The organism is Devosia limi DSM 17137 (genome assembly GCF_900128975.1).
Classification (GTDB): Bacteria; Pseudomonadota; Alphaproteobacteria; order Rhizobiales; family Devosiaceae; genus Devosia; species Devosia limi.
The window spans coordinates 72,145-92,503 of record NZ_FQVC01000007.1 but is presented as its reverse complement, the minus strand read 5'-3'; the positions used below and the strand labels follow the sequence as shown (position 1 = coordinate 92,503).

Below are 20,359 nucleotides of genomic sequence, written 5' to 3'. Positions count from 1 at the left end.
CTGATGCTGTCCCGGATATTGCCTGTTCTGGCGCTATCGGTCTTGGCCACGATCGGCGCACTGGCCCAGCCATTGCCCTATCATGCCGATCCCAGCGCCCGCGAAATCCTGCCCAATCTGACGCCGGTTCCCGCCATCCGCTTCCTGACCACTGCCGATTTCCCGCCGTTCAATTTCCGCGATGGCACGGGCGAATTGATCGGCTTTCATATCGATCTGGCCCGCCGCATCTGCGCCAAGGTCGATGTCGGCTGCACCGTACAGGCCTGGCCCTGGGAGCAGGCCACCAGCGCCCTTGTCGACAATCAGGGCGATGCCCTGATCGCCGGCCTGGCGCTGACGCCCGAAAATGGCGAGCAGTTCGATTTCTCGGCAATCTACCTGGCGCTGCCTGGGCGCTTTGTCACCCGCAGCGCCGATGTTGCCGGCTTTTCGCCGGACAGGCTCGGCGGCAAATCCGTTGCCGTCCGCACCGGCTCCAGCCATGCCGAGTTCCTGGCGCGCTACCTGCCCAATGTGACCGTCACCGGCTTTGCTACCGAAATCGAGGCACTGGCCGCGGTCGAGGCCAACACCGCCGACGCCTATTTTGGCGACGCCATGCGCGCCTCGTTCTGGCTCAATGACAATCTGGGCTGCTGCGGCTTCGCCGGCGAACCCTATTTTCGTCCGGATCTGTTCGGGGAAGGCCTTGCCATCGCCGTCCCAGCCGGCCACGACGCCGTCCGCCACGCTATCGACTGGGCGCTGGTCAAACTCAAGGAAGACGGCTCGCTGGACGAGCTTTACCTGAGGTGGTTTCCGGTGGGGTTTTACTAGGACGCTTGCAGGGGCACTTGGTCAGGAGGCGAGGCAAGAGTCTTGCCTTCCGCAACGGCTCATACCGAACAGGTCCCCATCACCGGGCTGCCCACGGGCCTGACCCGTGGGTCACTCTCACCCCGGCAGGCGCGACGAGTGGCCCGCGGGTCAGGCCCGCGGGCAGCACCGTGGTTTCTGCTGGGGGCGGTGATATCTGCAGGCTGTCTGCGTATAATAGCGGGCCGGAAATCGCTCATACTCATCCCCACCGTCACGCGCCGCAATTGCCCGGCCGGGCCGGGGGGCTGTCAGTTCGAACGGAGCACGAGCCTTACCCCGGCATGCGGCGATGCCGCGCCCGCGCGGCGACCTCGATGGCAGCGGTGGTCAGCCGATCCAGGTCCAGCTTGTCGCGCAGCAATTCAAGGAAGCGCAATTCCTCCTGCTCCAGATGCAGGTCCACGGCCGTCACCTCGACCGCCACCGCATAGGCGGTGTCCTGCAGCTTTTTCGGCAGTGCGGCGATGGCGTCGTCCATCAATAGGTCCAGCCCGCCGGGGCCATTCAATTTATCGGCGCAGGCATTGGCGACTTCGGTCAACCGGTCGCGGTCAAACCCTTCAAATACCGGCAACCGCCCCACCAGCGCCTGGATGCGCAGCAGTTCCTTCTCAGTCATGGTGCTGTCGGAGGAGGCGGCGACGATCATCAACTGGATCAGGGCATCATGAGCATTAAGGGTCATTGCGGTTTTCCGATATCAATTCTGAGCGCGAAAAGTGGGCATACGACCACTCCGTTGCAAGATGCGGCAGCATTGACGCATGCAGCGGGGAATGCAACACACCTCGCTCGACATATCGCAAGCCCGAAAGGCCATTTCACCTTGTCTCCCGCTCCACTCCCCGCTCTCGATCCTGCGTTTTTCGACGCCGCCCAGACCGCCCGTGCATGGCCGTTTGAGGAAGCGAAAAAGCTGGTGAAGCGGCTGGAGAAATCGGGCAAGGGCGAAGCCTTGTTCGAAACCGGCTACGGCCCCTCCGGTCTCCCCCATATCGGCACGTTCGGCGAAGTGGCCCGCACGACCATGGTGCGCACGGCCTTCCGGCTGCTGACCCGCGACCAGATCCCAACCCGGCTGATCTGCTTCTCCGACGATCTCGATGGCATGCGCAAGATTCCGGAAAACGTGCCCTCCAGGGAGGCCATGGAGCCGCACCTGCAGAAGCCGTTGACCGCAGTGCCCGATCCCTGGACCAATGAATATCCCAGCTTCGGCAATCACAACAACGCCATGCTGCGCCGGTTCCTCGACACTTTCGGCTTCGACTACGAGTTTGCCAGCGCCACCGAATATTACCGCTCCGGCAAATTCGATGCCGTGCTGCTGCGCGCCGCCGAGCGCTTCGACGACATCATGAAGGTGATGCTGCCCACGCTCGGCGCCGAGCGCCAGGCAACCTATTCGCCTTTCCTGCCGATCTCGCCGATTTCCGGCCGCGTGCTCTATGTGCCGATGAAGGAAGTCGATGCCAAGAACGGCACCATCACCTTCACTGACGAAGATGGCCGCGACACCACCGTCCCGGTCACCGGCGGCCATGTGAAAATGCAGTGGAAGCCCGATTTCGGCATGCGCTGGGCCGCCCTCGGCGTCGATTTCGAAATGTTCGGCAAGGACCACCAGACCAATGCGCCGATCTACGACAAGATCTGCGAGATCCTCGGCGGCAAGGCTCCGGAACACTATGTCTACGAGCTGTTCCTGGATTCCGAAGGCCAGAAGATTTCCAAGTCGAAGGGCAATGGCCTGACCATCGACGAATGGCTGACCTATGCCAGCAATGACAGCCTGGGGCTCTACATGTTCCAGAAGCCGCGCACGGCCAAGCGCCTGCATTTCGATGTCATTCCGCGCGCCGTCGACGAATATTACGCCTTCATCGCCGCCTATCAGAACCAGGATGTTGCGGCGCGGCTGGAAAACCCGGTCTTTCACGTCCACTACGGCGCCGTGCCCAATCCGGAAGTGCCGGTCAGCTTCGCGCTGCTGCTCAACCTCGTGGCCACGGCCAATGCCGAAGACACCAAGGTGCTCTGGGGCTTCATCTCGCGCTACCTGCATGGCGCCACCGCCGAGACCCATCCCGAGATCGATCGTCTCGCCGGCTATGCGGTGCGCTACTTCAATGACAAGGTTAAGCCCAACAAGGTCTATCGCGCCCCGACCGATCAGGAGCGCGCCGCCCTGCAGGACCTCTACGACCGGCTGGCGGAATACGAAGGCTCCACCGATGGCACCGCATTGCAGGATCTCGTCTACGAGATCGGCAATGCCCACAAGTTCGAGCCGCTGCGCGACTGGTTCAAGGCCATCTATCAGGTGCTGCTGGGCGAGGATCAGGGCCCGCGCTTCGGCTCCTTCATCGCCCTGTTCGGCGTTGCCGAAACCCGCAAGCTGATCGCCGACGCCCTGGCCGGAAAGCTGCTCAAGGCCTAGAAAACTGGTGTGGCGCATGGTCTTTCGGCATGCGCCACCCAGGTTCAACACTCAGCGGCGCTGCCTATGGCGCCGGCCTGCGGGCAGCCAATTGGGTAGGGCGCAGCAGTCATTGGCCCGTCCGCTCAGGCGCGGTGCCCCATTGCGCTCAGTCCAGCACCTTGCGGAAATACACCACCCGCTGGGTCTCCTCGAAGCCGAGCGCCGCGTGCATGGCGTGACTACGCAGATTATCGAGTGACGCGTCCGAGGCGAACTCGCTGCAGCCCCGGGTCCGCGCCCAATCCTCGACCGCCGCCACGAGTTGGCTGGCTATGCCGGACCGCCGATACTCGGGCATGACGTAAATACCCTCCAGAAACGCCACCGGGCTGGTCTCGCAGCCATTGACATAGTCCCGTCGCAGGCTTGCCTCGGCCAGTCCTGCAGCAAGTCCATCTTCGGTCCGGGCAATGAAATTGGCCAGATCAGGCGCCGCCAGCATCCCGGCGATTTCGGCCCTATGACCATCCAGCCCATCATCGGGCCACAGCGCCTGCCGCAAATCCGCCCAGTCGGCCAGATCGGCCGCTGTCGCCGGCGCGACGATCACTGGCTCGCCCAGATGATGCGCGCGATCCACTCGATATCGACCATGTCGATCATGCGCGGCTCATAGGCCGGATTGAGCGAATGCAGTTCGACCTGCCGGGCGCTCTGCCGAAACAGGATCTTGGCCATCACCTCGCCGTCGCGGGTCTTGACCACCACGCGGTCGCCCCGGCGCACCTGCTCGGTCGGCGACACCACGATGCGGTCGCCCTCGCGATAGAGCGGTTCCATTGAATCGCCCTGCACTTCGAGCGCATAAATGCCGGCTTCTCCAGGCGAGGGCAGGGCAATCTCGTCCCAACCCTGGCCGGCGGGAAAGCCGGCACTGTCAAAGAACCCGCCCGAACCGGCCTGCGCCAGACCCAGCAGCGGCACCGTGCGCATCGGCTGGTTGTCATTCATCTGCAGGAACGCTCCACTGCCGTTGAGAAAGGCGTCAAAATTTTCGCCGGTCGCTTCCAGGATCTTGGCAATGCTCTCGGTCGAGGGCCAGCGCTCGCGTCCGTCCTTGCTGACGCGCTTGGAAACGTTGAACGCAGTCGCGTCGAGCCCGGCCAGCTTGGCCAGCGCCGAGACCGAATGGCCGTGCCGGCGCGCCAGCGCGTCGATGCCGTCCCAGATGGCGCGATGTGAAAGCATGGCTCAACCCGACAGGAAACGAGTCTCATTAACGGAATGTTGTCCTATTGATAGGAGGCTGCGAGGTCATTGTAAAGAGCATCGCCCCGCTTGCGGAGCTGGGGCGGCGCAACTAGGTTCGCGCCCATGAGCGCACCCGACCATATCTACAAGATCACCACCGCCGCTGCCTTCGCCCCGGCCCGCCAGCAGGCCAGCTTTGCCGGCATTTTGCCGGGCAGTCCGATCTGCTGCTGCTGGCCGTGCGATCCGCCGATCTCGGTGACAAGCTGGTCTGGGAACCATCGCGGGGCGGGGTGCTCTTTCCCCATCTCTATGCCGCGCTCCCCCTTTCCGCCATTGCCTGGGAGGCGCCCATCAGCGTCGCCGCCGATGGCAGCTGCACCTTGCCCGAGGCCGTTCGATGATCTTTTCTGCGCTTTCCCCGCTGCTGCGCCTGCCGGCCCTGCAGAATCTGAGCCGCGAGGCGCTGCTCAAGATGGATCCCGAAACCGCCCATGGCGCCACCATCACTGCGCTGCGGATGGGCCTGGCACCCGAACAAAGCCAGCCCGATGCGGCCGAACTGCGCACCACGCTGTGCGGTCTCGACCTTAGGAACCCCATCGGCATGGCCGCCGGTTTCGACAAGAATGCCGAAGTGCCGCGCCCGCTGGCGCTGATGGGCTTTGGCATGGTCGAGATCGGCACCGTCACCCCGCGCCCCCAGGCCGGTAACCCCAAGCCGCGCCTGTTCCGCGTGCCCGAAGCCGAAGGCGTCATCAACCGCATGGGCTTCAACAATGAGGGCCATGACGCCGCCTTTGCCCGCCTCAAGGGCCTGCGCGTTCCCGCCGCCCTGGGCGTCAATATCGGCGCCAACAAGGACAGCGAGGACTTCGTCGCCGACTATGTGCTGGGCGTGCAGCGCTTTGCCGATCTGGCCGATTATCTGACCGTCAACATTTCCTCGCCCAATACGCCTGGCCTGCGCAATCTGCAGACCGATGAGGCGCTGCAGCGCCTGCTGGGCGAAGTGCTGGCCGCCCGCGCCAAGGCCAGGACCCGCGTCCCGGTCCTGCTCAAGATCGCGCCCGATCTGGACGAGACTGCGCTCGATGCCATCGCCAAGGTGGTCCTGGCAACCGATCTCGATGGCCTTATCGTTTCCAACACCACCATTGGCCGCGACCCGGTTTCGGGCATGACCAATGCGGGCGAGGCCGGTGGCCTCTCGGGCAAGCCGCTGTTCAATCTCTCTACCCAGCGCCTGGCCCAGATGCGCCTGCGTGTCGGCCGCCTGCCCATCGTCGGCGTCGGCGGCATCCACTCGCCCCAGAGCGCGCTGGCCAAGTTCGAAGCCGGCGCCGATGCCGTCCAGCTCTATTCGGCCATGGTCTTTGGCGGCCTCGACATGCTCGACCGCATCAAGCGCGGCCTCGTCGCCGCCGTGCGGGCCGAAGGCAAGACCAATATCAGCCAGCTCGTCGCCACGAAGACCTCCGACTGGGCCGCCGGCAAGGTCAGCCTCTAGGTTCGGCGCGCCCACTTCCCCAGGTCCATTCCCGCGTAGGCGGGAATCCATTCTTGCTTGCCCTGAACTCCATCCCTCAACATCCACCACACAAGCCCCTGGGCAGCCCGGTGGAGGCGGATGGAGGAGAGCGACTGGATTCCCGCCTGCGCTGGATCCGTGACACCCCCCAAACAAAAAATCCCAGACCTGTCGATTTCCCGATTGCCCGCTCGACTATCTCGCGTCACCGTTCACCTGGAGGAACCGGAAATGCGATATCTGTGCCTGGTCTGTTTTGACGGCAAGCAAATCAACACCATGCCACCTGCCGAATGGGAGCGACTGGTGCGCGAGTCAGCCGAATATGATCGCGAGTTGCAGCGCCTCGGCCACTATGTCCATGCCGAAGCCCTGCAATCGCCCGATACCGCCACCACCGTGCGTATGCGCAATGGCAAGATGTCGGCCACCGATGGCCCCTTTGCCGAGCTCAAGGAGCAGGTCGCTGGCTTCATTCTGATCGAGGCCGCCGATCTCAATGAGGCCATGCGCATCGGCGCCAATATTCCGCTGGCCCGGATCGGCTCGGTCGAGGTGCGCCCGGTGATGGAATTCTAGGCATGCCAGAGAACGCGACGGCGCGCATCGAGGCGATCTACCGCGCCGAAGCGCCCCGCGTCCTCGCCACCTTGATCCGCCTGCTCGATGGCTTTGATCGCGCCGAAGAGGCACTGCATGATGCCGCCATCGCCGCGCTCGACCAATGGCCGCGGCAGGGCATTCCCGCCAATCCGCGCGCCTGGCTGGTATCGGCCGGGCGCTTCAAGGCCATCGACCGCATCCGCCGCGACGTCCGCTTTGATGCTGTCTCCGCCCAGCTGGTCCAGCAGCTCGAACTCGCCACTCTGCCCGACGATACCGACACCCCCGCCATCGCCGATGACCAGCTGCGGCTAATCTTCACCTGCTGCCACCCCGCACTGTCGCCCGATGCGCAGGTGGCGCTGACCCTGCGCGAAATCGCCGGGCTGACCACCGAGGATATCGCCGCCGCTTACCTCGTGCCATCAGCCACCATCGCCCAGCGCATCGTCCGCGCCAAAGCCAAGATTCGCGACGCCGGTATTCCCTATACCGTCCCCGAGCCCGCCGACTTGCCCGACCGCATCGAAGCCGTGCTGCAGGTGCTCTATCTGATCTTCAATGCCGGCTATTCCGCGGGGCAGGGCGACACTGCCATCCGCGCCGATCTCTGCGCCGAGGCCATTCGCCTCTGCCGCCTGCTGGTCGGGCTGGTCGATGAACCCGAAGCCTTTGGCCTCCTGGCGCTGATGCTGCTCAATGATGCCCGCCGTCCGGCCCGCCTCGATGCGTCAGGCGATCTGGTGCCGCTGACCGAGCAGGACCGCAGCCGCTGGCACCATGCCCAGATCGCCGAGGGCGCCGCCCTGGTGCAGCGCGCCATCCGCGACCGCCGGATCGGCGCCTATTCGCTGCAGGCTGCCATCGCCGCCGCCCATAGCCAGAGCCCCAATAGCGCCGCCACCAACTGGGCCCAGATCGTGCTCTACTACGATCTGCTGCTGCGGCTGGAGCCCTCCGATATCATCGCGCTCAATCGCGCCGTCGCCGTCGGCATGCGCGATGGGCCGCAAGCTGGCCTCGCGCTGGCCGATGCCATTCTCGCCAGTGGCGACCTGGATGATTACCACCTGGCCCATGCGACGCGCGCCGATTTCCTTGCCCGGCTCAACCGCCCCGATGAGGCCGCCGCGGCCTATCGGCTGGCGCTGGAACTGACCCGGCAGGCGCCCGAGCGCCGCTTCCTGCAAAAGCGGCTGGATGCGCTCTCTAGGCGGTAAACAGCCCGCCGCGCCGGCGCTCCAGCGCCCACCAATAGATGCCGCCCCGCGCCAGAAACCACACATGCAACGCTGCCCACAGGCCCCAATTGCCAAATTGCGGCTGCAGAATGAAGGCGGCAAGCAGGAACACCAGCAGCGACACCACCATGCCGTTGCGCATCACGACATTGAGCGTGGTGCCGACCAGAATGCCATCATAGACAAAGGCCGGCATGAACGTCAGCGCACAGAGCGCTGCGATCGGCAGATAGGTCATGGCATGGGCATGCACCTCCCCATTGGTGGTCATGAAGCCGATGACCGCCCCGCCGGCAAAATACCAGCCAATGCCCAGCCCCACTGCAATGATCAGTCCCCATTGGAAGCTCAGACCATAGGCCCGGTCGAAGGCCGGTCGCCAATTGGCGCCCACTGCCTTGCCGCTCAGTTGCTCGGCCGCCTGCGCAATGCCATCGAGGAAAAAGCCGACCACCATCAGCAGATTGAGCAGGATTGCATTGGCCGATAGCGCGACCTCGCCCATCCGCGATCCCTGCGCCGCAAACCAGGCATAGGCGCCCATCAGCGCCATCGAGCGGATCATCAGGTCGCGGCTCAGTCCGAGCATGCGCTGCACCGCATGGGGATCGAGCAATTCCCCCGGCGCAATTGCCCGCAGGATCGCCCCCAGCCCGCCATAATGGCGGGTGAACAGCGCCAGCCCCAGCAACGCCGCCACCACCTGTCCCAGCACAGTGCCCAGCGCCGCGCCGGGCACACCCCAGCCCAGCCCATAGACGAACCAGATGCTGGCAATGATGTTTATGCCATGCAGCAGCATCTGCAGCATCATCCCGGTCGTGGCCGCCGCACGCCCATAGAACCAGCCCAGCAGCGCGTAATTGATCAGCACGAACGGCGCCGACCAGATGCGGAAATTGAAATAATCCGCCAGCGCCGCCGCTACGCCGCCCTCGGCGCCCAGCAGCCGATTGGCGGCCCATAGCATCGGCCAGGCCAGCACGATCATGGCGATGCCGATAGCCAGGCCCAGCACCAGTGCCCGCGCGACATGCAGCAGCCCATCGCGCGGATCGCGCGACCCCACCGCCTGCGCCGTCAGCCCGGCCGTGCCGATGCGCAGGAAATAGGCCATCGAGAAAATGACGTCGAAAACCAGCGCGCCCAGCACCAGCCCACCCAATAGGCCGGCATCTCCCAGCCGCCCGATGACGGTGATATCGACCAGTCCGACGATCGGCTCGGTGATGAATGCCAGCGAAGCGGGCAGGGCGATCTTCCAGACATCGCCATGGCGCACTTCAAACGGAAACTGCGGCCGCGCCGCTGCTGGATCGGTGGTCATCTGCTGCTCGGAAAGGAATCGAGGTGTTCGCGGTCACCCGCCCCAAACTTCTAGCCACCACGCCGGATGGGCGGAAGGCGCAAAAGCGTTCTGGTCCGAATGGCCTAGTGCGCTCGATCGCGTCCAAGTTTGAGGGCAGGGGCCGGGGGTGCTCAAGCCCGACCCGCCTACGAAGCTCGCGAATCCATGGAGTGCCCGGACAAGCCGGGCAATGACGGTGTGGAGGACACTAAGGCTCATCCCCCACGGCGCTGTCCCCGGACTTGATCCGGGGACCACTCCGCACACGAACCTCGCTGACAGTGACCCGCGGATCAAGTCCGCGGGCAGCCCCGTGGCATCGCCTCGCCACCACCATCTCGATCACCACATCCGCGCGATGCGCCGATGCCGCCACCAGGTCGAAATTCGGCAGATCCGTCCGCTCGATATGCGCCCGGTTGCGCTCCTCGGTGAACAGCCCTTCTTCCGCATGGCGCTTCAGCAGCCGCGCCTTGACCGTTTCCCGGGGCACGTCGATGAACACGGCATAATCCAGCTGCGGCTTGATCCCGGCCCAGGGGCCCTCGGTCAGCAACAGATAATTGCCCTCGACGATCAGCACCCGCACTTCGGCCGGTACGGTGAAGGCATCCTCCACCACATCCTCGATCTTGCGTGAATAGCCCGGTCCCTTGACCGGCGCATTGGCGGTCTTGAGGTGATGCAGGAAACTGACGAATTCAGCGCCCTCGAATGTGTGCGGCGCGCCCTTGAAATCAACAGTGCCCAGCGCTTCCAGTTTGGCATGGCGCATGTGAAAGCCATCCATCGGCACCAAAGCGGCGCTGCCGGGATGGCTGGCATTGAGCATGGTGACCAGTTCGGCCGCCAGCCTCGATTTCCCCGCGCCGGGACCCCCGGCAATGCCGATGGCGATGCGCCCCTCGGCCCGGCTTTCCATATCGAGGCAATGTGCCACCAGGCGCTGCAGCGCGGCTTGCGGCGTCAGCTTCAGGCGTTCCGGCTTCATTTCCGCCGGCCAGCCGAAGTGAGGCGCAGCACCAGCCAGATCGGCACCACGATGGCCGCGCCGGTCAGCACATAGAAGGCCAGCCCACGGATGACGCCGGCACTATCGCGCAGCGTCTCGCGGAACAGCGTAACCGCCATCTCCACCAGCGATTGGGCATTGAGCCCCAGCATAGACATGACGAAGCCGACCACCAGTGACACCACCAGAAGCCGCACCACCACGGCCATGGGCCGGTCGCCAATGATGCGCTCCAGCGCCGAGGGCTTGGGATCGGGACGTGTCGTCTCGTTGCTCATGAGTGAACCTCGCGCTGCCTTCTGTGTTCTTGTGCGATCATATAGGCTCTTTTGCGATTTGCAGAAGACCCAGCCGGATTCTGCCGGAGCCCAGATTGACTGACCTGCCACCCCGCATCGCCGACTGGTTCGCGTCCAAGGGCTGGGCGCCCCGCGCCCATCAGCTCGATGTGCTGGCCAGTTGGCAGGCGGGCGCTTCGGCTCTGTTGATCGCCCCCACCGGCGCCGGCAAGACCCTGGCCGGCTTCCTGCCCACCCTGACCGACCTGATCGATGGCGATTACGAGGGCCTGCATACCCTCTACATTTCTCCCCTCAAGGCGCTGGCGGTCGACGTGGCGCGCAATCTGACCACGCCGATCAGCGAGATGGGCCTCAGGATCAAGGTCGAGACCCGCACCGGCGATACGCCCGCCAGCCGCCGCGCCCGCCAGCGGGTCGATCCGCCCCAGATCCTGCTGACCACGCCCGAACAGATGGCGCTGCTACTCAGTCATCCCGATGCGCCGCGCCTGTTCGGCTCGCTCAAGCGCATCGTGCTCGATGAATTGCACGCCCTGGTTACCTCCAAGCGCGGCGAGCTTCTGTCCCTCGCCATTGCCCGGCTCGGCCTCATCGCCCCCGCCATGCGTATCACCGCATTGAGCGCCACCGTTGCCCGGCCCGATCTGCTGCGCGACTGGATTGCCGCTCCGGTCCCCGATGCAGCAGCACATCTCCTGACCGCGCAGGGCGGAGCACAGCCGCATCTGTCCATCCTTGCCACCGATGAGCGCCTGCCCTGGGCCGGCCATTCGGCCAATTACTCCCACCGCGCCCTCTACGACACCATTCTTGAACACAAGACCACGCTGCTCTTCGTCAATACCCGCAGCCAGGCCGAAATGCTGTTCCAGGGTCTGTGGGCCATCAATGACGACATGCTGCCGATTGCTTTGCATCACGGCTCGCTCTCGGTCGAGCAGCGCCGCAAGGTCGAAAGCGCCATGGTTTCGGGCGCACTGCGCGCCGTCGTGTGCACCTCGACCCTGGATCTGGGCATCGACTGGGGCGATGTCGATCTGGTCGTCCAGGTCGGCGCACCCAAGGGGTCCTCGCGCATGTTGCAGCGCATCGGCCGGGCCAATCACCGGCTCGATGAGCCGTCCAAGGCCATGCTCGTGCCCTCCAATCGCTTCGAAGTGCTCGAATGCGAAGCCGCGCTCGAAGCAGTCGAGGAAAACCATCAGGATAGTGAGGACCCGGTCTCTGGCGGCTATGACGTGCTGGCCCAGCATATTCTGGGCATGGCCTGTTCAGCCCCGTTCCATGCCGATGCGCTGTTTGCCGAAATCCGCCGCGCCTGGCCCTATCACGATCTGCCGCGCTCCCAGTTTGACCGGGTGCTCGATTTCGTCGCCACCGGTGGCTATGCCCTGCGCGCCTATGAACGCTATGCCCGCCTGCGCCTCACGCCCGAAGGCACCTGGCGCATCGCCAATCCGCAAGTTGCCCAGCAATACCGGCTCAATGTCGGCACCATAATCGAAGAGCCCATGGTCAAGGTGCGTCTGGTGCGCGGCCGCGGCTTCAAGCAAGGCCAGACCTCCGGTCCCATCGGTCGCGGGGGGCGGGTGCTCGGCGAAATGGAGGAATATTTCTTCGGCACGCTGATCCCCGGCGATACCTTCATGTTCGGCGGCGAAATCGTCGCCTTCGAGGGCATGCGCGACAACGAGGCCTTTGTCAGCCGCGCCGTGGCCACCAATCCCAAGATTCCGTCGTATATGGGCGGCAAGTTCCCGCTCTCGACCTATCTGGCCAGCCGCGTCCGCACCATGCTCGATAGTCCCGAGAGCTGGTCGCGCCTGCCCAATCAGGTCAGCGACTGGCTGCGCCTGCAGCAATTCGCTTCCGAGCTGCCCGCCCGCGATAGCCTGCTTGTCGAAACTTTTCCGCGCGGCACGCAGAATTATCTGGTCTGCTATCCCTTCGAGGGGCGCCTTGCTCACCAGACCCTGGGCATGCTGCTCACGCGCCGCCTCGAACGCGCCCGCGCCCGGCCACTGGGCTTTGTCGCCTCCGAATATGCCCTGGCCATCTGGGGGCTGGGTGATCTCTCGGCGCTGATCCGCACCGGCCGGCTGTCGCTCGATGACCTGTTCTCCGAAGACATGCTGGGCGATGATCTCGAAGCCTGGCTCGATGAATCGGCGCTGATGAAACGCACTTTCCGCAACTGCGCCATCATTTCCGGACTGATCGAGCGCCGCCATCCCGGCAAGGAAAAGACCGGCCGCCAGATCACCATGAGCTCCGATCTGATCTATGACGTGCTCTACCAGCACGAGCCCGATCACATCCTGATTCAGGCCACCCGCCGCGATGCTGCGCGCGGCCTGCTCGATATCGAACGGCTCGGCCAGATGCTGGCGCGCATCCGTTCGCATATCGTCCACAAGCCGCTCGAGCGCATTTCCCCGCTCGCCGTCCCGGTCATGCTCGATATCGGCAAGGAGCCGATTTTCGGGGAGGGCCGCGAATCGGCTATGGCTGATGCTGCCGATGAATTGATGAAAGAGGCCCTGAGCGGGCGCGACAGGCCATGAGAGCCGGGCTCGAATGACGAGAGCAATTTGATGAGCCAGGTCTTACATCAAGCCGAGATCCTGGAGACCCCGATCTTGCGCTTTGCCGGACACACCTTCGAGCCGCTGCCCTCGGGCGCGCTGTTCTGGCACGCCCAGCAGACGCTGCTGGTCGCCGATCTGCATCTCGAAAAAATGAGCTCCTTCGCCGCCCGTGGCCAGATGCTGCCGCCCTATGATAGCGGCATGACCCTGCGCCGCCTTGAGGGCGATCTGCGCCGCACCGGCGCGCAGCGCCTCATTGCGCTCGGAGACAGTTTCCATCGCGATAGCGGCACCACCACGCTCCCCCCCGCTGATCGCGCGCGCCTCGATAATCTGACCGCCATGGCCGAATGGATCTGGCTGTCCGGCAATCACGATCCCGCGCCGCACGCGCTGGGCGGCCAATGCCTGCCCCAGCTGCAGCTAGCCGGTCTCACGCTCGCCCATGAACCCCGTCGCGATGCGCCCGGCCTTGTCGCCGGCCACCTGCATCCGGCAGCCCAAATCCTGGTGAACGGCCGCTCCACCCGTCGTCCCTGTTTCGTGCATGACAATCGCCTGATGATCCTGCCCGCCTATGGTGCGTCCACCGGCTCGATCAATATCTTGTCCCCGGCCTTTGTTGGCCTGTTCCATTGGCCCAGCCTGGAAGTCACCATGCTGGGCAAGGACCGGCTCTATCCCGTCAGTCCCAGGCGGTTGGTGCAGGGTTAGTCTTTCTGCCACTCCGCATGCGTTTGAACATGCGTGACGTGCAGCACGACGCCCGCCCGCCTACCGCCTGAAAATCAGGCCGCCCAGCCATCCGGTAAACAGCGCCAGGATCACGCAGATCAGCCCGTAAAGCAGGGGCTGCTGCACGGCAGCGAGTGCCAGGAAACGCTCGAAGCCGATCTTGCGCACCGCAAAGCCTTCCGACTTGCGGGCGATGATTTCGCCATTGCGGAACACATAGGTCAGCGCCAGATAGGACCCCGGCGGGGCATTGCTTGGCAGCGTCAGCCGGGCCGAATAGACGTTCTCGGAGAGGAAGTTGACCGCATTCTGGTTGACCCCGAACAGCTCTTCCTCGGTCATCAGCCGTACCAGTTCGCGCCCGAACACCGCCGTCTTCCACCAGCCCGCCTCATTGGGCTTCAGCGTATGGGACTCCGGCAGGATGAACTGCGTGGTCAGCGTCGTCACATCGGTGATGTCGCGCAGCCGCCCGCTCGAGAGCACGTGGAAATAGCTTGGGAAGCGACGGAACGTTACCTGGTCGGTATTGAGCCAGATGCCGAAATTGTGCGTCTTCTGCCGCGCCACCCGGTCCGCCGTCGGGCCGACCACCACGATCACCACATGGAACGGGCCCTTGACGACCAGGTCTTCCGAACCGCTATCGGGCACGATGGCGCCAAAGAACGACATGCGTTCGCCATCAAAGCTCGAGGTGATCTCGATCGTGTCGTTGGACATCTGCGAGATCAGCCGCGCTGCGCCTGCAGGCGCAGCCAGCCCCACCAGCAGCGCCAGTGCCGCGATGATGCGCGACGGCCTCACGATGCGCTCCCGGGGCTGACCACAGCCATGCTGAACGGATCGGCCGGGGTCAGCACCAGCGACAGTCCAAACCGGATGGCCACGGCCAACACCAGCAGTGCCAAAAGGCCCCGCAACTGCTCGCCGCGCAACTGCTTGCCGGCCGCCGCGCCAAACTGGGCTCCGGCAACGCCACCGACCATCAGGCAGAAGGCGAGCAGAATATCCACGCTCTGGCTCTGCACCGCGTGCAGGATGGTGGTCGCCGCCATCATCGCCACCACCTGCGCCAGCGAGGTGCCGATCACCACATTACCCGGCACCCGCAGCAGATAGACCAGCGCCGGCACCATGATGAAGCCGCCGCCAATGCCCAGCAGCGAACCGACAAAGCCGATGAACAGGCCGATCACCAGCACCGGCAAGACACTGATATAGAGCCGCGACTTCTTGAACCGTACCCGCATCGGCAGGCCGTGCATCCAGTTGTGCTGGTTGGGCAGCCGCTCACGCACCACGACGCCCTTGCGCTGCTTGAGGATGGCGCGGCCCGCCTCGATCAGCATGACGACGCCGACAAAACCAAGCAGGATCAGAAAGCCCAGCGAGATGACCAGGTCCAGCTGGCCCGCATCCCGCAGGATGTCGAAGACGGCAACGCCGCCAAAAGCGCCGAGGATCCCTGAAAGGATCAGATACATCACCAGATGCAGATCGATGCCGCCGCGTCTGTAATGGCTGAGGGCCCCCGAGGTCGACGCCGCCACCACCTGGCCGGTGACCGAGGCCACGGCAACCGGCACGGGAACGCCGGAAAAGATCAGGAGGGGCGTCAACAGAAAGCCACCGCCGACGCCAAACAGGCCCGACAGGAAACCGACCGCCCCTCCGATCCCCACGAGAAAGAAGAGGTTTACGGAAAGCTCTGCGATCGGCAGATAAATCTGCAAGACCCTGTTCCGTTCAAGCACATTATGCACGAGCCCAGCCGGGATCGTGCGCCAATCATAGATATGGACCCGATAGCCTCCAGACGCGCTGCGCCGGGAAGTTTCGCGGCACCGCCGCGCTCAGGACCCGAGTGATGCTGGGGGCTTAATTCGCCCCAAGCCGAGTGTCAAACCAAGTTCGACGCAGATATGCCTGCGTCAGACCGGCTGGCTGCCCAGCACGGCCAGTAGTCGCGGATTGACCAGGCCGCTCTCGCTCATGCCCGTTCCGCGTTCGAATGCCTTGATGGCTTCGGCAGTCTTTGGACCGGCCATGCCATCGGGCGTTCCAATATCATATCCCAGCTTGGTCAACGCTTCCTGAACCTTGGACACAACCGGCTTGGAGGCGATCACTTCGCCCGGATCAAAACTGGGTGACCAGGTGCCGATAGGGGCGAAATTGGCCGCCAGCTCGATCGGGTCGGCCTTCCAGGCAGCAATCGTTTCGTCGAGCGTCTTGACCGTTTCGGCCGACAGCGAACGCACAATATCGTCGCGGGCCTTGCCGGCATCGACATCGCCATTGCGGGCGGCCAGTGCGAACCAGAGATATGACTGCTCGAGGTTCTGCTTCACGCCCAGCCCGCGGGCATAGAGCATGCCCAGATTGAACTGGCTGTCGGTCATGCCCAGTGCGGCAGCCTGCTCGAACCATTGCGCAGCAGTCTCAAACTGCTGCTCGCCGAGCTCGCCACCCGCATAAAGCGCCGCCAGATTGTGCATGGCCATGCGGTTGCCCGCCTCGGCGCCGCGCTGATACCAGAGCTTGGCGATCTCGATATCCTTATCGACCCCCGAACCCACCTCATAGAGATTGCCCAGGCGATATTGTGCCGGCACGAAGCCCTGGGCCGCCGCACGTTCATACCAGGTCGCGGCGGCCGCGAAATCCTGCGGCACGGCGCGGCCTTCGCTATAGATCGCGGCGATTTCGAACTGAGCGCGAGCCTCGCCATTGGCAGCAGCCTGGCGCAGTTCCAGCGGTCCAAGCGCTTCGGGCGGCAACTCGAAGGCTTCAGCGATAGCGCCACCGCCCGGCGTGGGGGCCTGCAGCGTTGGTGCGTCGAGCGCTGACATCTCGCTGCCTGTTGCGGCGGTGAGGCTGTCCGGCATCGGCGTCATTTCGGGGCGCTTGGAAAAGCTCATTGCTGTCGGCGGATTGATCGAGCCGGTGGCCGTATTGTCCACCATCTCGATAACGCGCGGCGTCGGCGACACCAGGGCCGCACTATCGTCGGTCGCCATCGGTTCTGCGCTCATCGGCACCATTGCTGGTGCAGTGGCCGCGGCGGAGGCCGGCTCGACGTCGGCCCGGCTCGGGGCCGTGCGCTGCAGCACCAGGTTGAGGGCCAGCATCGACACAGCTGCCAGCGTCGCCGCCAGCAGCAGCGGCCGGCGATAGCGTGTCAGGAAGCTCGCGGTCTGCACCACATCCTGGTCCTGCAGGCCGAATGGTTCGGGCGCGACGGCGTCCACCTTGGGTGCCTTCGTCGCCCTGGGCTCCTTGGGCTCCCTGGCAGGCTTTGCCGGGGCTTCAGCCATTTCGTCCGTTGCCGGGGCAGGCTGGGTCGGCATCACCCGCGCCAGGGCGCGGCTGATCAGCGAGTTGGCCGACGCGCCAACCGAGGCACCTTCGTTTTCCTGCTTGGCGCGCTGGGCGCGCCGGGCGGCAGCCACGAATGTGCTGGTGCTGTTCTGGTTGACCATGGGTTCGGCCGTTGCAGGCTCGGCATTGGCCTGCGCCTCGGGCGCAAATGGATCAAGGCCGTCGGTCAGGCTCGACTGCGGCCGCGGCGGCCGGACCACGCTGGCCGGATCAAAGGCGGGCTTGGCAGTGATGGCGGGGGCAGGCGGCTCCACGACAGGTTCGGCAACGCTGGCAACCGATGGCGTCGCTTCCGGCAGCGGCTGGCTCGGTGCGGTCTTGGCCTCCATAGCGACCTGGATCGGCCCGTTATCCTTGAAGCCCGGATCGATCAGCGGCGCGTCGTCGGCCGGATTGGCCGGCATCGCATCGCCCTTGTTGTTCGATAGCGCGGCCAGCATGGCGTCGAGCGCCGAGCGCTGCTCATCCGCTTCCTCGACCGGGGCTTCGGTCGGGATTGGTGGCAGCTTGGGGCGGGGCAGTTCGGCCTTGCCGGGCTCTGCCCTGGCAATTTCCGCCTTGGCGGCATCGGTGCGGTTCTGGCGATCGTTCAGCGCCGTTTCCAGGCGCGCCAGCCGCTCGGCAGTGTCCTTGCCGGCGGTGTTGAACAGCGCCGTCATCCGCGTTTCGAGCGCGGCCATGCTGCTGTCGCTGACCATGGCGACCGCTGGAGCCTTGCTGGAGAAAGCGGTCGAGGTCTTCTCGGCCACCATCTGCGCCAAAGCCTCGAAATCGGGCTTCACGCTGGGTTCGTCCTGGCCATAGAGCCGCGCCAGCCCATCGAGCTGGGCGCCGGTCTCGTCCATGCGCGTCATCAGCAGCTTGAGCTGGGTTTCGATCTGCTTGCTCGCGCCTTCGGCGCGAGGCGTTGCCAGCTGTTCCGACAACGCTTCGATCTGGCTTTCTATGCGGTTGAAGCGGGGCTCCATGCCAGCCGTCAGCACGTCGCGCAGCGCCGAAATATCATCCTTCAGCCCGGCAACGTCTCCATTGGCGCCCTCAAAGCGGCCGATATCGGCTGTCAGCGCATCGATCTTGGCCACCAGGGCATCAGGTGCCGCATCGCGGTCGCGCATCGCCTGGGTGAAGCTGGCCATTTCGCTGGTCAGCTGCTCGAATTCATTGGCCGAGAGCGACACGCTCTTTTCGATCGCATCGATCCGATCATAGACATTGCGCACGCTTTTTTCGATGGCATGCATTGCCGGAGCGAGCAGCTCGTCGCCGTCCTGGGCCTCGCTGCGGTCGGCGCGAACAATCTCGCGCTCCATTTGCTGGGCCTGCAGCTCGGCCAACTTGCCGACCGTGGCCGAAACGTCATCGAGACGGGTATTGATCGCCGAAAGATCGACCTTGGGCGCGTCGCCGATCAGTTGCGCCAGGCCCGCGATCTGGGCTTCAAGGCGCTTGACCTGCCCGGTTTCGCCGACAGCACCGGCCAGCAGTTCGACCACATGAGTCAGCTGCTCGACCTGGCTGGCCACTTCGCGCACGCTGCCATTGCTGGCGCGCTGCTGCTTGAGTTCACCCTCGAGCTGTTCCAGGCGCCCGGAAAGCCCCCCGACCAGTGCCGCGAGATCGCGGAATTCGGGGCTGTCGACCGGGCGGCGGCCGAGTGCTGCTGCTGGGGTGGAAAACTGGCGACTGCGGATTTCGGCAATCGCGGAGGCCAGCGAATCAGTTTCGCCGGCGGTCAGGGCTTCATCGCGCTCGCTGAAACGGTCAACAGCGCGCTTGACGGTGCGCAGCGCCTCGCGGCGGCGCACGGCCGGCTCTGGCCGCACAACCTGATCGCGCAGATTGCGCACCCGCGCTGCCAGCCCCTCATAGGCGGGGTCGACGCGTTCCGGCGGCGCATAGCGCCCTTCGACCTGGTCCAGCAGGGCGACAAGTTCGCCCCGCAAGGCCTGCCATTCGCCGGGCTGCGGGTCGAGTGCCAGTTCGGCATTGTCCGAAAGTGGGAAGGCTCGGGCCATGTTCGGTCCCTGTCCATGAAACTCTGTGCCCCTCGCGATTCAGCACGAAGGAATGAGGTTCACTCTTGGGAAAACATGGTAAAGAACCCGTTAAGCCTTGCTGCATTATGCAATGCTGACCCCGCCAAACTGCTGATTTGATGCGGGGATGCCGCCACGGTACGCTAGGAAACGGACCAATACACATGCCGGACCCCGGCCGAGGAGTAGCGCAGACCATGACGCGCCGCCGCATCATCATCGTCGACGATCATCCCCTGTTCCGCGCCGCGCTGCGCCAGACCCTGGCTGGCGGCGATGCCACCGTCTCGGTCGAGGAGGCCGGCGACCTGGCCAGCCTCAGTGCCGCGCTGGAAACCGATCGCGATTGCGATCTGGTGCTGCTCGATCTCAACATGCCCGGCGTGCGGGGCTTTTCCGGCCTGCTGCTGCTGCGCGCCCAATATCCCGATATTCCGGTGATGATCATTTCGGCGGTCGAGGATGGCACCGTGGTGCGCCGCGCCTTCGAACTCGGCGCCGCCGGCTATCTGCACAAATCGGTCGGCCCCACCGAAATCCGCCGCGCCATCGAAACCGTGCTGTCGGGCGAGGTTTTCGTGCCCGAAGGCATGGCGCTGGGCGGCGAGGATGACCACACCGCGTTGATGCGGCGCCTCTCGACGCTGACACCGCAGCAGGTGCGCGTGCTGATGATGCTGAGCGACGGCTTGATGAACAAGCAGATCGCCTATGAGCTGACCATCTCCGAAGCCACGGTCAAGGCGCACGTTTCGGCCATCCTGCAGAAGCTCGATGTCGATAGCCGTACCCAGGCCGTCATCGCTGCTGCCCGCATCGAAGAGGGGCAGTTTGAAGCCCTGTTCTCCATCGGCACCGCCGACAAGGTTTGACAGCTTCGCCCGGCAGCGCGGCTATCGCGGCTGCCATCCAGGGGGACCATCGATCCCCTCAGACTCTCCTATCCGGCACGTCCGGGGGGTCGATCTGCCTGGACATGCCAGCAAAACTGGATTGCCCGGACAAGCCGGGCAATGACGGGGGAACCGGGGATGACGTGCCCCTA

General features: G+C 64.6%; 17 protein-coding genes and 1 pseudogene. 9 read left to right on the top strand and 9 right to left on the bottom strand.

Annotation, left to right across the window (positions count from 1 at the left end; all coding sequences use genetic code 11):
• Positions 1-3: 3 nt before the first annotated feature.
• On the top strand, positions 4-819 hold the full coding sequence (locus BUA69_RS12355; RefSeq protein ID WP_046134769.1) for a transporter substrate-binding domain-containing protein: 816 nt from the start codon (positions 4-6) through the stop codon (positions 817-819).
• A gap of 313 nt (positions 820-1,132) precedes the next feature.
• Here BUA69_RS12355 and BUA69_RS12350 read toward each other — a convergent pair whose 3' ends face one another.
• Positions 1,133-1,546 carry a tellurite resistance TerB family protein gene (locus BUA69_RS12350; RefSeq protein ID WP_046134768.1) on the bottom strand — a complete coding sequence of 138 codons (414 nt, stop codon included), beginning with the start codon at positions 1,544-1,546 and terminating at the stop codon, positions 1,133-1,135.
• Positions 1,547-1,687: 141 nt separating this feature from the next.
• On the opposite strand from BUA69_RS12350, the gene BUA69_RS12345 reads away from it, so the two are divergent.
• Complete coding sequence (locus BUA69_RS12345) at positions 1,688-3,301, top strand: lysine--tRNA ligase (RefSeq protein WP_046134767.1); 1,614 nt, start codon at positions 1,688-1,690, stop codon at positions 3,299-3,301.
• A 148-nt stretch (positions 3,302-3,449) separates the two neighbouring features.
• Here BUA69_RS12345 and aac(6') read toward each other — a convergent pair whose 3' ends face one another.
• A complete protein-coding gene (aac(6'), locus tag BUA69_RS12340; RefSeq protein WP_046134811.1) occupies positions 3,450-3,893 on the bottom strand; it encodes an aminoglycoside 6'-N-acetyltransferase in 444 nt (147 codons plus the stop codon).
• Positions 3,890-4,531 carry a S24 family peptidase gene (locus BUA69_RS12335; protein WP_046134766.1) on the bottom strand — a complete coding sequence of 214 codons (642 nt, stop codon included), beginning with the start codon at positions 4,529-4,531 and terminating at the stop codon, positions 3,890-3,892. The genes aac(6') and BUA69_RS12335 overlap by 4 nt, the downstream gene beginning before the upstream one ends.
• 203 nt (positions 4,532-4,734) lie before the next feature.
• Between BUA69_RS12335 and BUA69_RS20625 the strand changes: the two are divergent.
• The 4 genes and pseudogenes from BUA69_RS20625 to BUA69_RS12315 all read left to right on the top strand — a co-directional run.
• A pseudogene (locus tag BUA69_RS20625) lies at positions 4,735-4,938 on the top strand (DUF952 domain-containing protein); the annotation flags it as partial.
• Complete coding sequence (locus BUA69_RS12325; protein WP_046134765.1) at positions 4,935-6,044, top strand: quinone-dependent dihydroorotate dehydrogenase; 1,110 nt, start codon at positions 4,935-4,937, stop codon at positions 6,042-6,044. The pseudogene BUA69_RS20625 and the gene BUA69_RS12325, both read left to right, overlap by 4 nt.
• Positions 6,045-6,296: 252 nt before the next feature.
• Positions 6,297-6,644 (top strand): YciI family protein, encoded by a 348-nt coding sequence (locus BUA69_RS12320; protein WP_046134764.1) that lies wholly within the window; start codon positions 6,297-6,299, stop codon positions 6,642-6,644.
• Between the two features lie 2 nt (positions 6,645-6,646).
• Positions 6,647-7,888, top strand: a complete 1,242-nt coding sequence (locus tag BUA69_RS12315; protein ID WP_046134763.1) for an RNA polymerase sigma factor — start codon at positions 6,647-6,649, stop codon at positions 7,886-7,888.
• Here the strand turns inward: BUA69_RS12315 and BUA69_RS12310 are convergent.
• The 3 genes from BUA69_RS12310 to BUA69_RS12300 all read right to left on the bottom strand — a co-directional run bounded on the left by BUA69_RS12310 (position 7,878) and on the right by BUA69_RS12300 (position 10,547).
• Positions 7,878-9,236, bottom strand: a complete 1,359-nt coding sequence (locus BUA69_RS12310; RefSeq protein WP_046134762.1) for an MATE family efflux transporter — start codon at positions 9,234-9,236, stop codon at positions 7,878-7,880. The two genes, BUA69_RS12315 and BUA69_RS12310, sit on opposite strands and share 11 nt — an antisense overlap.
• Positions 9,237-9,465: 229 nt before the next feature.
• The gene (locus tag BUA69_RS12305) at positions 9,466-10,248 is read right to left on the bottom strand and encodes a nucleoside/nucleotide kinase family protein (RefSeq protein ID WP_052950469.1); all 783 of its coding nucleotides are present in this window, start codon (positions 10,246-10,248) and stop codon (positions 9,466-9,468) included.
• Positions 10,245-10,547 carry a DUF6460 domain-containing protein gene (locus tag BUA69_RS12300; protein WP_046134761.1) on the bottom strand — a complete coding sequence of 101 codons (303 nt, stop codon included), beginning with the start codon at positions 10,545-10,547 and terminating at the stop codon, positions 10,245-10,247. Before BUA69_RS12300 ends, BUA69_RS12305 begins: the two co-directional genes overlap by 4 nt.
• Before the next feature lie 95 nt (positions 10,548-10,642).
• Between BUA69_RS12300 and BUA69_RS12295 the strand changes: the two genes are divergently transcribed.
• Both BUA69_RS12295 and pdeM read left to right on the top strand, forming a co-directional pair.
• Positions 10,643-13,135, top strand: a complete 2,493-nt coding sequence (locus tag BUA69_RS12295; RefSeq protein ID WP_046134760.1) for a ligase-associated DNA damage response DEXH box helicase — start codon at positions 10,643-10,645, stop codon at positions 13,133-13,135.
• A gap of 30 nt (positions 13,136-13,165) precedes the next feature.
• Positions 13,166-13,873 (top strand): ligase-associated DNA damage response endonuclease PdeM, encoded by a 708-nt coding sequence (pdeM, locus tag BUA69_RS12290; protein ID WP_052950468.1) that lies wholly within the window; start codon positions 13,166-13,168, stop codon positions 13,871-13,873.
• 60 nt (positions 13,874-13,933) lie between these two features.
• Here pdeM and BUA69_RS12285 read toward each other — a convergent pair whose 3' ends face one another.
• The 3 genes from BUA69_RS12285 to BUA69_RS12275 form a co-directional block, all read right to left on the bottom strand.
• A complete protein-coding gene (locus BUA69_RS12285; RefSeq protein WP_046134759.1) occupies positions 13,934-14,701 on the bottom strand; it encodes a TIGR02186 family protein in 768 nt (255 codons plus the stop codon).
• Positions 14,698-15,630, bottom strand: a complete 933-nt coding sequence (locus BUA69_RS12280; RefSeq protein ID WP_046134758.1) for a sulfite exporter TauE/SafE family protein — start codon at positions 15,628-15,630, stop codon at positions 14,698-14,700. Before BUA69_RS12280 ends, BUA69_RS12285 begins: the two co-directional genes overlap by 4 nt.
• Positions 15,631-15,828: 198 nt before the next feature.
• The gene (locus BUA69_RS12275; RefSeq protein ID WP_046134757.1) at positions 15,829-19,293 is read right to left on the bottom strand and encodes an SEL1-like repeat protein; all 3,465 of its coding nucleotides are present in this window, start codon (positions 19,291-19,293) and stop codon (positions 15,829-15,831) included.
• Between the two features lie 218 nt (positions 19,294-19,511).
• On the opposite strand from BUA69_RS12275, the gene BUA69_RS12270 reads away from it, so the two are divergent.
• Positions 19,512-20,186 (top strand): response regulator, encoded by a 675-nt coding sequence (locus BUA69_RS12270; RefSeq protein ID WP_052950467.1) that lies wholly within the window; start codon positions 19,512-19,514, stop codon positions 20,184-20,186.
• The last annotated feature ends 173 nt before the right edge of the window (positions 20,187-20,359 follow it).

Excerpts from the sequence above, each read along its gene's own strand:
- BUA69_RS12355 (WP_046134769.1), top strand. The coding sequence starts at position 4 with ATGCTGTCCCGGATATTGCCTGTTCTGGCGCTATCGGTCTTGGCCACG.
- BUA69_RS12350 (WP_046134768.1), bottom strand. The coding sequence starts at position 1,546 with ATGACCCTTAATGCTCATGATGCCCTGATCCAGTTGATGATCGTCGCC.
- BUA69_RS12335 (WP_046134766.1), bottom strand. The coding sequence starts at position 4,531 with ATGCTTTCACATCGCGCCATCTGGGACGGCATCGACGCGCTGGCGCGC.
- BUA69_RS12325 (WP_046134765.1), top strand. The coding sequence starts at position 4,935 with ATGATCTTTTCTGCGCTTTCCCCGCTGCTGCGCCTGCCGGCCCTGCAG.
- BUA69_RS12320 (WP_046134764.1), top strand. The coding sequence starts at position 6,297 with ATGCGATATCTGTGCCTGGTCTGTTTTGACGGCAAGCAAATCAACACC.
- BUA69_RS12315 (WP_046134763.1), top strand. The coding sequence starts at position 6,647 with ATGCCAGAGAACGCGACGGCGCGCATCGAGGCGATCTACCGCGCCGAA.
- BUA69_RS12310 (WP_046134762.1), bottom strand. The coding sequence starts at position 9,236 with ATGACCACCGATCCAGCAGCGGCGCGGCCGCAGTTTCCGTTTGAAGTG.
- BUA69_RS12305 (WP_052950469.1), bottom strand. The coding sequence starts at position 10,248 with ATGAAGCCGGAACGCCTGAAGCTGACGCCGCAAGCCGCGCTGCAGCGC.
- BUA69_RS12300 (WP_046134761.1), bottom strand. The coding sequence starts at position 10,547 with ATGAGCAACGAGACGACACGTCCCGATCCCAAGCCCTCGGCGCTGGAG.
- pdeM (WP_052950468.1), top strand. The coding sequence starts at position 13,166 with ATGAGCCAGGTCTTACATCAAGCCGAGATCCTGGAGACCCCGATCTTG.
- BUA69_RS12275 (WP_046134757.1), bottom strand. The coding sequence starts at position 19,293 with ATGGCCCGAGCCTTCCCACTTTCGGACAATGCCGAACTGGCACTCGAC.
- BUA69_RS12270 (WP_052950467.1), top strand. The coding sequence starts at position 19,512 with ATGACGCGCCGCCGCATCATCATCGTCGACGATCATCCCCTGTTCCGC.